The 8,344-nt window shown below is 47.1% G+C and carries 7 protein-coding genes; 2 read left to right on the top strand and 5 right to left on the bottom strand.

Translation table 11 applies throughout. The features are described 5' to 3' along the window. Positions 1 to 96: 96 nt before the first annotated feature. Complete coding sequence (locus ACMXI2_RS30955) at positions 97 to 1,374, bottom strand: serine hydroxymethyltransferase (protein WP_483779694.1); 1,278 nt, start codon at positions 1,372 to 1,374, stop codon at positions 97 to 99. Between the two features lie 138 nt (positions 1,375 to 1,512). Between ACMXI2_RS30955 and ACMXI2_RS30960 the strand changes: the two genes are divergently transcribed. Both ACMXI2_RS30960 and ACMXI2_RS30965 read left to right on the top strand, forming a co-directional pair. Next, entirely contained in the window at positions 1,513 to 2,505 is a 993-nt protein-coding gene (locus ACMXI2_RS30960; protein WP_483779695.1) for a sugar phosphate nucleotidyltransferase, read from the top strand. Positions 2,506 to 2,538: 33 nt separating this feature from the next. Further along, on the top strand, positions 2,539 to 3,486 hold the full coding sequence (locus tag ACMXI2_RS30965; protein WP_483779696.1) for an NAD(P)H-dependent flavin oxidoreductase: 948 nt from the start codon (positions 2,539 to 2,541) through the stop codon (positions 3,484 to 3,486). 44 nt (positions 3,487 to 3,530) lie between these two features. Here ACMXI2_RS30965 and ACMXI2_RS30970 read toward each other — a convergent pair whose 3' ends face one another. From ACMXI2_RS30970 to ACMXI2_RS30985, 4 genes are all read right to left on the bottom strand, one after another. Continuing rightward, on the bottom strand, positions 3,531 to 4,826 hold the full coding sequence (locus ACMXI2_RS30970) for an ABC transporter permease (protein WP_483779697.1): 1,296 nt from the start codon (positions 4,824 to 4,826) through the stop codon (positions 3,531 to 3,533). A gap of 14 nt (positions 4,827 to 4,840) precedes the next feature. Then, positions 4,841 to 5,785, bottom strand: coding sequence for an ABC transporter ATP-binding protein (locus ACMXI2_RS30975; RefSeq protein WP_111576938.1), 945 nt, complete (start codon positions 5,783 to 5,785; stop codon positions 4,841 to 4,843). Between the two features lie 45 nt (positions 5,786 to 5,830). Further along, positions 5,831 to 7,390, bottom strand: coding sequence for an NAD(P)/FAD-dependent oxidoreductase (locus ACMXI2_RS30980; RefSeq protein ID WP_483779698.1), 1,560 nt, complete (start codon positions 7,388 to 7,390; stop codon positions 5,831 to 5,833). Positions 7,391 to 7,531: 141 nt separating this feature from the next. Beyond that, positions 7,532 to 7,918: a DUF3127 domain-containing protein gene (locus ACMXI2_RS30985; RefSeq protein ID WP_079469647.1), complete on the bottom strand. Its 387-nt coding sequence runs from the start codon at positions 7,916 to 7,918 to the stop codon at positions 7,532 to 7,534. Positions 7,919 to 8,344: the final 426 nt, after the last annotated feature.

The following is an 8,344-nucleotide window of genomic DNA, read 5'->3' on the forward strand; positions in this document are numbered from 1 at the left end:
AATCCTTTATAAAATCCAGAAAGTAAAAATCAAAAAAATCAGTATAATCAGCGTAATCCTGCTCGAAGACAATTTCCCCGGCACCGAAGGGCGCTCCTACAGCTCAGGATACAGCGGGAACTGCTGCATAAACGTATTCACTTCGCCTCTTACTTTGAGGATCAGTCCTTCGTTATCAGCATCCAGCAGCAAAGCATCGATCCAGTCAACGATCTGGCCCATGTGGCCTTCGTTCATACCACGGGTAGTGATAGCCGGAACGCCGATACGGATACCGGAAGTAACAAAGGCAGATTTATCGTCGAAAGGCACCATGTTTTTATTTACGGTGATATCGGCTTTTACCAGTGTTTGTTCCGCTTTTTTACCGGAGATATTTTTATTACGGAGGTCAATCAGCATCAGGTGATTGTCGGTACCACCGGAAATGATTTCATATCCTTTGCCTACAAAGCTTTTAGCCATTGACTGTGCATTTTTCAGGATCTGGTTGGCGTATATGGTGTAATCGTCAGAGAGGATCTCGAAGAAGGAAACAGCTTTAGCGGCAATAACGTGTTCCAGCGGACCGCCCTGGATACCCGGGAATACGGCAGTGTCAATGAGAGAGCTCATCAGGCGGGTTTCGCCTTTTGGTGTTTTCAGACCGAATGGATTTTCGAAATCTGCGCCCATCATAATCATACCGCCGCGGGGACCACGGAGGGTTTTATGGGTGGTGGTAGTTACGAAATGGCAATGGGCAAACGGAGAGTTCAGTAAGCCTTTGGCAATCAAACCTGCCGGGTGTGCAATATCAGCCAGTACAAAAGCGCCTACCTGGTCGGCTATTTCGCGGATACGTTTGTAATCCCAGTCGCGGCTATAAGCAGAAGCCCCGCAAACAATCAGTTTTGGTTTTTCGCGGTTGGCAATTTCTTCCATTTTATCATATTCTACCAGTCCTGTTTCTTTGTTAACACCGTAGAAATGAGGTTGGTAGAGCTTTCCGGAGTAGTTTACGGAAGAACCGTGGGTAAGATGGCCTCCCATGCTCAGGTCCAGTCCGAGGATTTTATCGCCCGGTTGCAGAATCGCCAGCATAACAGCGGCATTGGCCTGCGCACCGGAGTGGGGTTGTACGTTCACATAAGCGGCGCCAAATATTTGTTTTGCCCTGTCGATAGCCAGTTGTTCGCTCTGGTCCACAATTTCACAGCCTGCATAATATCTTCTGCCAGGATAGCCTTCGGCATATTTATTCGTCATCACATGTCCCATTGCCTGCATTACCTGTAAGCTGGTAAAGTTTTCAGATGCGATCAACTCAATGCCGTGGCGCTGACGCTCCAACTCCTGGCCGATTAAATCAAATATTTGCTGGTCTCTTTGCATGTTGCCTTAAATTTGGTGCAAAAATAAATTAAAGCCGGATCAATTGCAAGCGTAAAGGCTTCTGCTTTATGCTTTCCGCTTTTTATGTTAATTTCGCCGCATTCGAGCAGCAATAGCTAATCCTAACTACAACACTAAATGAAGGCAATAATACCAGTGGCAGGGGCAGGCACCAAGCTTCGTCCACATACATATACACAGCCCAAAGCATTAATACCTTTAGCCGGCAGAACCATTCTCAGTATCATTATTGATCAGTTGGTGGATGCGGGTATCACAGAATTTGTTTTTGTGGTAGGTTATCTTGGTGAAAAGATCCAGCATTACGTAGAAAAGAAGTATCCGCAGCTTACCTGCCACTTTGTGCAGCAAAACAGCCGCGAAGGTACTGGTCATGCTTTATCCCTTACCCGCGATGTGGTAGGTAATGATGAAATATTGATTGTACTGGGCGATACCATCTGCGAGTGTGATTTCAAAGAAGTGATCGCCTCTCCCTATTCTATACTGGGCCTGAAGAAAGTAGACGACCCGCGTAACTTCGGCGTAGCCGAACTGGATGAACAGGGCAAAATTACCCGCGTAGTGGAGAAACCACAGATCCCTAAGTCGAACCTCGCACTGGTAGGACTTTACAAGATCAAGGAAACGCAGCAGCTGTACGACTGCCTCCAGAGTAATATCGACAACAGGATAAAATCGCATGATGAGTTCCAGCTTACGGATGCATTGGAATGTATGATTGAGCATGGGGTGCAGTTTAATGGCTTCAAAGTATCCAACTGGTTCGATTGCGGCCGGAAAGACACCCTGCTGGAAACAAACGCCATCCTCCTGAAGAAGTATAAGCTGGCCAGTAATCCCGTATTACCATATGAAAATACGATCATCATCCCCCCGGTAAGCATAGGGGAAGGCTGTAATATTAAAAACGCCATTATTGGCCCTAATGTGGCCATTGGTGATAATACGGTGATCAACTACTCTATTGTAAAGGATTCTATTATCGGTTCTTTCAGCAACCTGTATGAAGTAGTATTGAAATCTTCCCTGATAGGCAGCGACGCCAATATCCGCGGATTGAGCCAGAGCCTGAACATAGGCGACAATACAGAAATAGACCTGGGATAACACCGGCAGCATCAAGCTATAGTATATTCGCTTATGAACAACCGTATCACTTCCTTATTCAATATTCAATATCCTGTTATCCAGGCTGGTATGATCTGGGCGAGCGGATGGCGTTTAGCCAGTGCAGTTAGTAATGCCGGCGGCCTGGGCCTCATTGGTGCGGGCAGCATGTATCCTGCCGTATTGCGGGAACATATTCAGAAGTGCAAACAGGCTACCGATAAGCCTTTTGGCGTGAATGTGCCGCTGTTATACCCGGATATTGACCAGCTGATAAATATTATCCTGGAAGAAAGGGTACAAATTGTGTTCACTTCTGCCGGGAATCCTAAAACATGGACACCGGTACTGAAAGCGGCAGGTATTAAAGTAGTGCATGTGGTATCCAGTGCAGCCTTTGCATTAAAAAGCGAAGCGGCCGGCGTGGATGCGGTGGTAGCAGAAGGATTTGAAGCCGGCGGGCATAACGGCCGCGAAGAAACCACCACAATGGTACTGATCCCGGCAGTATGCGAACAGGTGAAAATACCGGTTATTGCAGCCGGAGGCATAGGCTCCGGGAAAGCGATGGCAGCAGCTTTTGCTTTAGGAGCATCCGGAGTACAGGTAGGCAGCCGTTTTGTAGCCACCCCCGAAGCATCTTCCCATATAAATTTTAAACAGGCTGTGGTAAATGCCAAAGAAGGCGATACCATGTTAAGTTTAAAGAAGCTGGCGCCGGTGCGTCTTATCAAAAATAATTTTTACCAGGCGGTACAGCAGGCAGAAGATAGCGGCGCCGATGTGAATGCGCTGAAAACCTTGCTGGGACGCGCCCGCGCCAAATCAGGCATGTTTGAAGGGAACCTCGAAGAAGGGGAACTGGAAATAGGCCAGGTAAGTGCGCTGATACACGATATAAAGCCCGCAGCAGTTGTATTGGCTGAAATATGGACGGAGTTCCGGGAAACCATCCGTCATTTAAATAGCTTCGATATATGATTGGTTACCGGAACAACCGTCCCGGTAACCATCTCACAAAATTTTTATGGTTTTCTTACTACCCACTTCATCGCTTCTTTCAGTGTAATTTTCTTTCCATACATCAGGATACCGGTGCGGTATATTCTGCCGGCTAACCAGGTAGTGCCTAAAAAGCCACCAATAAGACAAGCAAACGACAATCCCAGCTGCCAGTAAGGCACGGTACCGGGAACCCCATAGGGTAGCCGCGCCATCATCACCATCGGCGATGTGAACGGGATAATACTGCCCCATACAGCAAGCGGACTACCAGGGTCCTGTACCGCCTTCATCATGATCATGATACCAATGATGATGGGCACTGTTACAGGAATGGTGAGCTGTTGTACGTCGGAAGCATCTTCATTAACCAGACTGCCAATAGCGGCATACAAGGCGGAGTAGAAGAGATAACCACCCAGGAAATATAGCACAAAGCAGGGCACCAGCAACCCCCAGTTGATGCTGCCGATCACTTCTCTCATCCGGTGAACCATTTCGGCTGTTTGAGCCGGGTTGCCCTGTGCGGCAGCTGCCTGCATGCTTTCGGGAGAAAAGAACAGCGGTATCAGGGAATAAATGGCCGTAATGAATATACCCCATATAAAAAACTGCAGCAGGCCCACGGCAGCTATACCTACAATTTTGCCCATCATCAGCTGGAAAGGTTTCACGCTGGAGATCATTACTTCTGCAATGCGGCTTACTTTTTCTTCCATCACGCCTCTCATCACGGAGGTACCAAACAGTAACAGTACAAAGTAGATGATGAACCCGCTGGCGTAGCCTACACCATACGACACCCAGGAGCTGCCTTTCTTTTCATCCTTCCCGTTTTTAAAGGTTACTTCCACATCAGACCTGATTTCATCCATTTTAGAGGGTTCAATGCCCTGCAGCTCCATGCGTTTCTTTTCGATGATGCTGTTGATATCCTTGTTGATACTGTTTTCTATGGTGATGCTTGCCTGGCCGCTGCTATAAAATTCAAAGCCGGAGGGTCTGTTGATATCAAAATCGGGGATATACAGGACTCCTTCGTATCCGAGGTCACTATAATGCAGCTTGAGGCTGTCGATAGGCTGGTTTTGCACGTATTTGAAATATACCCCTTTGGAATCGGGGAACTTATTTTCAAACAACCCGCTTTTATCTACTACCGCAATGAGTTTATGTTCGCTGGAAGAAGTAGATAAGAGGATAGGCACAATGATCATGGCGGCGAAGGCCAGTGGCACCAGCAGCGTGGTGATGAGGAATGATTTTTTACGTACGCGGGTAAAGAATTCCCTTTTTATAATGAGCCAGATTTTCTCCATAAATAGCAGGTTAATCAGGCCAGCGGTAAAGCAGCTACGGGGGCGTTGCTGTTTTCGGTTTGCTGCACCTGGGTGATAAATACCTCGTTGATAGAAGGAAGGATTTCTTCAAAATATGTAACAGGAATGTCCTGGCGGATGAAATGCAGCAGAATATCGTTGGTGCTGCTGTCTTCATTCATTTTTACGGTAAACGCCTTATCATGTGTTTGCACAATGTTAAAGTGATAAGTAGCCATTTGTGCAGGATTGGGCATTATGCCCAGGCCCACTTTAAAGAGGCCCTGTTTAAAGTCCTGCTGGATCTGTTTTACGCTGCCGTCCAGTATTTTATGACCTTTGTTGATCAGCATGATATGGTCGCATATTTCTTCTACCTGTTCCATGCGGTGGGTAGAAAAGATGATGGTGGTACCTTGCTGACTGAGGTTGAATATTTCCTGTTTGATGAGGTTGGAGTTGATAGGATCCAGGCCGGAGAAGGGCTCATCGAGGATCAGCAGTCGGGGCTGATGCAGCACGGTGGAAATGAACTGTACTTTCTGCTGCATGCCTTTACTGAGTTCATCGACGCGTTTGTTGTACCAGGAGTTGATGTCAAATTTATCAAACCAGTATTTGATCTTCTGTACGGCGTCTTTCCGGGAGAGTCCTTTGAGCTGGGCAAGATAAAGGGTTTGTTCACCTACTTTCATCTTTTTATAGAGACCTCTTTCTTCCGGCATATAGCCGATGTACTGCACATCGTTTTCGGGGTCAAATTTTTGCCCGTTGAAAAAGATCTGGCCTTCATCCGGGTAGAAGATGCCGGTAATCATGCGGAGCAGGGTTGTTTTACCGGCGCCGTTTGGACCCAGTAAGCCGAAGATGCTGCCCTGCTGTATATCAAAGCTCACATCATCCACCGCCTTGTGGGTATCATAATGCTTTTTCAGGTGTTTAACTTCGAGTAGGTTCATGGTGAAAAATTAGTGATTAATCCCCAATAAATAATCATAATATCTCTATGATAACTTTGCAGCGATGATGGCGGCCACGCGTTCCCCGTCCATTGCTGCGGATACAATTCCTCCGGCATATCCCGCGCCTTCTGCGCAGGGATAGAGACCAGCTACCTGCGGGTGTTCCAGTGTATCATTGTTGCGTGGAATGCGTACCGGTGAAGAGGTGCGTGATTCCGTGGCAACCAGCACTGCGTTTTCAGTGTAGTATCCTTTCATTTTGCGGCCAAAGGCTTTAAAGGCGCCGGCGAGGCGCTGGTGTACTATTTTGGGTAATACGCTGCGCAGATCGGTGCTGTTGAGGCCTGGCACATAGGAGCATTCAGGCAGGGAGGCAGAAACTTTTTTGTTGACAAAGTCGGTCATGCGTTGTGCGGGCGCCACGAAGTTGCCGCCACCGGCATGATAGGCTTGTTTCTCAACAGCCTGTTGAAAGTACATGGCTGCGAGCGGGCCATGATGGGCAAATGGAGTGAAGTCGGATTCATCTACCGTAACCACCATGCCTGAATTAGCGAAGGGGTTGTTGCGTTTGGAAGGCGACCAGCCATTTACCACCAGTTCGCCAGGATCAGTAGCTGCGGGGGCGATAATGCCACCGGGGCACATGCAGAAGGAGAATACGCCGCGGCCTTCTACCTGTTCTACAAGGCTGTAGCTGGCGGGCGGGAGATATTCGCCACGCACCTGGCAATGATACTGTGCATGGTCGATCAGTTCCTGCGGGTGTTCCACGCGGACACCGAGAGCAAAGGGTTTGGCTTCCAGCAAAATGTTTTGCTGGTGGAGCATGATGAATATATCGCGGGCGGAATGGCCTGTAGCGAGAATGAGTTGTTTGCCTTCAAAGATCTGGCCGGTGGCGGTTTGCACGCCGGTAACCGCGCCGTTGCTGATTTGTATGGCGCTTACTTTTTGTTCGAAGTGTACTTCTCCGCCGCTGTTGATAATTTGTTCGCGCATAGCGGTGATGATATGCGGGAGTTTGTTGGTGCCGATGTGCGGGTGCGCATCGATCATGATTTTATCTTCTGCGCCGAAGTGAACGAATATGTTGAGGATGCGGTTAATATCGCCGCGTTTATTGGAGCGGGTGTATAGTTTGCCATCGGAGTAGGTACCGGCGCCGCCTTCGCCGAAGCAGTAGTTGGAGTCGGGGTTTACGATACCTGTTTTATTGAGGGTGGCGAGATCGCGTCGTCGTGCGCGTACATCTTTACCGCGTTCCAGTATAACTGGTTTTACGCCTGCTTCTATGAGTCGCAGTGCGGCGAAGAGGCCGGCGGGTCCTGCGCCTGCGATGAGTACCCGTGGTGCATTGGCTGGCAGGGAAGGATATACCGGATGGGTGTGTTGTTTTTCTTCGAAGGGTTCATTGATGAACACCTGTATGGTGAGGACAAAGAACACCTGTTTGGAACGTGCGTCTATAGAGCGTTTGAGCAGATTGAACCCGGTAATGTTGGCAGGCTTTACACTTAGTGAGGCAGCGGCGTGCTGTATGATATGTGTATGAGAGGCGGCATCGGCCGGCAGTAATTTGAGAGATATTTGTTGTATCATATTAGCGGTTAGGTGTTTATCCTAAAACTGTGGCAAAGATAGTGAATACGGGGTAATGTATAAAACGAGTAAAGCGAAGATACAAGGGGATATTATCCGCTTGTATCTTCGCTTTAATAGCTTTTGTTTTATACTTTCAGCTTAGAAAGGCAGGTCGTCGCCGCCATCTCCGCCGCCTGCAGGCATCTGAGGAGTATTGTAGTTAGGCTGTGGATCTGTGCCCGGAGCAGGTGCTGCCATAACAGATTCCATACGCCATGCATCCAGGTTGGTGATGTAATTTACTTTACCATCTTTTTCCCATCTGGTGCCTTTGATATTGAAATAAACTTTAACGTTTTCACCTTCATTGAACCGGTCAACAATACCAGTGCGGTCTTGCACCGACTGAAACTTTATATAGTTGTTGATAACACGGCCATTGATGTCATCGGACTTCTCAATAACGAACTCTCTTGTCTTAAAAGTTTCGCTACGTTGTACCGTGTTGTACTTCACAATCAGCTTTCCGGTAATTTCAAAACTCATAGAAAAATTATTTTAAATTCAGAAGCGTCAAAGATAAGGTATTCGGCTTAGTGCGGACAAATATTTTTTATTAATCCGGTGCGCGCGGATATAAATAAATACTTTCATAATTACTATCCCCTAATACATTTTTTTAAATGGAGATACTAACATAGTTTTGCACCCTCTCCCGAAAAAGTGTGAATATCTCATGACTTATCAGTGAACGTTTTTTTTTGAGAGAAAGGATACAATATTATTTTATCAATTATATATCCATATTTATGATAAAAAGGAGAATGGAGAAGATAAAGGTACTGTTAATCAATGGGGTTTATAGTAGTGAAAACCTTGTCACGTCTGGGCTGTAAAGCCACAGCAGTAGTGGAAAAAGGAGTTTGGGTACTCTGTAATCAGGAGAATATAAACAAGGGTAGATAAATTTTT

The sequence above is a fragment of the Chitinophaga sp. G7 BAM 1005 genome (assembly GCF_057126945.1).

Bases quoted from the DNA above. Each gene is read 5' to 3' on its own strand.
- ACMXI2_RS30955 (WP_483779694.1), bottom strand. From the start codon at position 1,374: ATGCAAAGAGACCAGCAAATATTTGATTTAATCGGCCAGGAGTTGGAG.
- ACMXI2_RS30960 (WP_483779695.1), top strand. From the start codon at position 1,513: ATGAAGGCAATAATACCAGTGGCAGGGGCAGGCACCAAGCTTCGTCCA.
- ACMXI2_RS30965 (WP_483779696.1), top strand. From the start codon at position 2,539: ATGAACAACCGTATCACTTCCTTATTCAATATTCAATATCCTGTTATC.
- ACMXI2_RS30970 (WP_483779697.1), bottom strand. From the start codon at position 4,826: ATGGAGAAAATCTGGCTCATTATAAAAAGGGAATTCTTTACCCGCGTA.
- ACMXI2_RS30975 (WP_111576938.1), bottom strand. From the start codon at position 5,785: ATGAACCTACTCGAAGTTAAACACCTGAAAAAGCATTATGATACCCAC.
- ACMXI2_RS30980 (WP_483779698.1), bottom strand. From the start codon at position 7,390: ATGATACAACAAATATCTCTCAAATTACTGCCGGCCGATGCCGCCTCT.
- ACMXI2_RS30985 (WP_079469647.1), bottom strand. From the start codon at position 7,918: ATGAGTTTTGAAATTACCGGAAAGCTGATTGTGAAGTACAACACGGTA.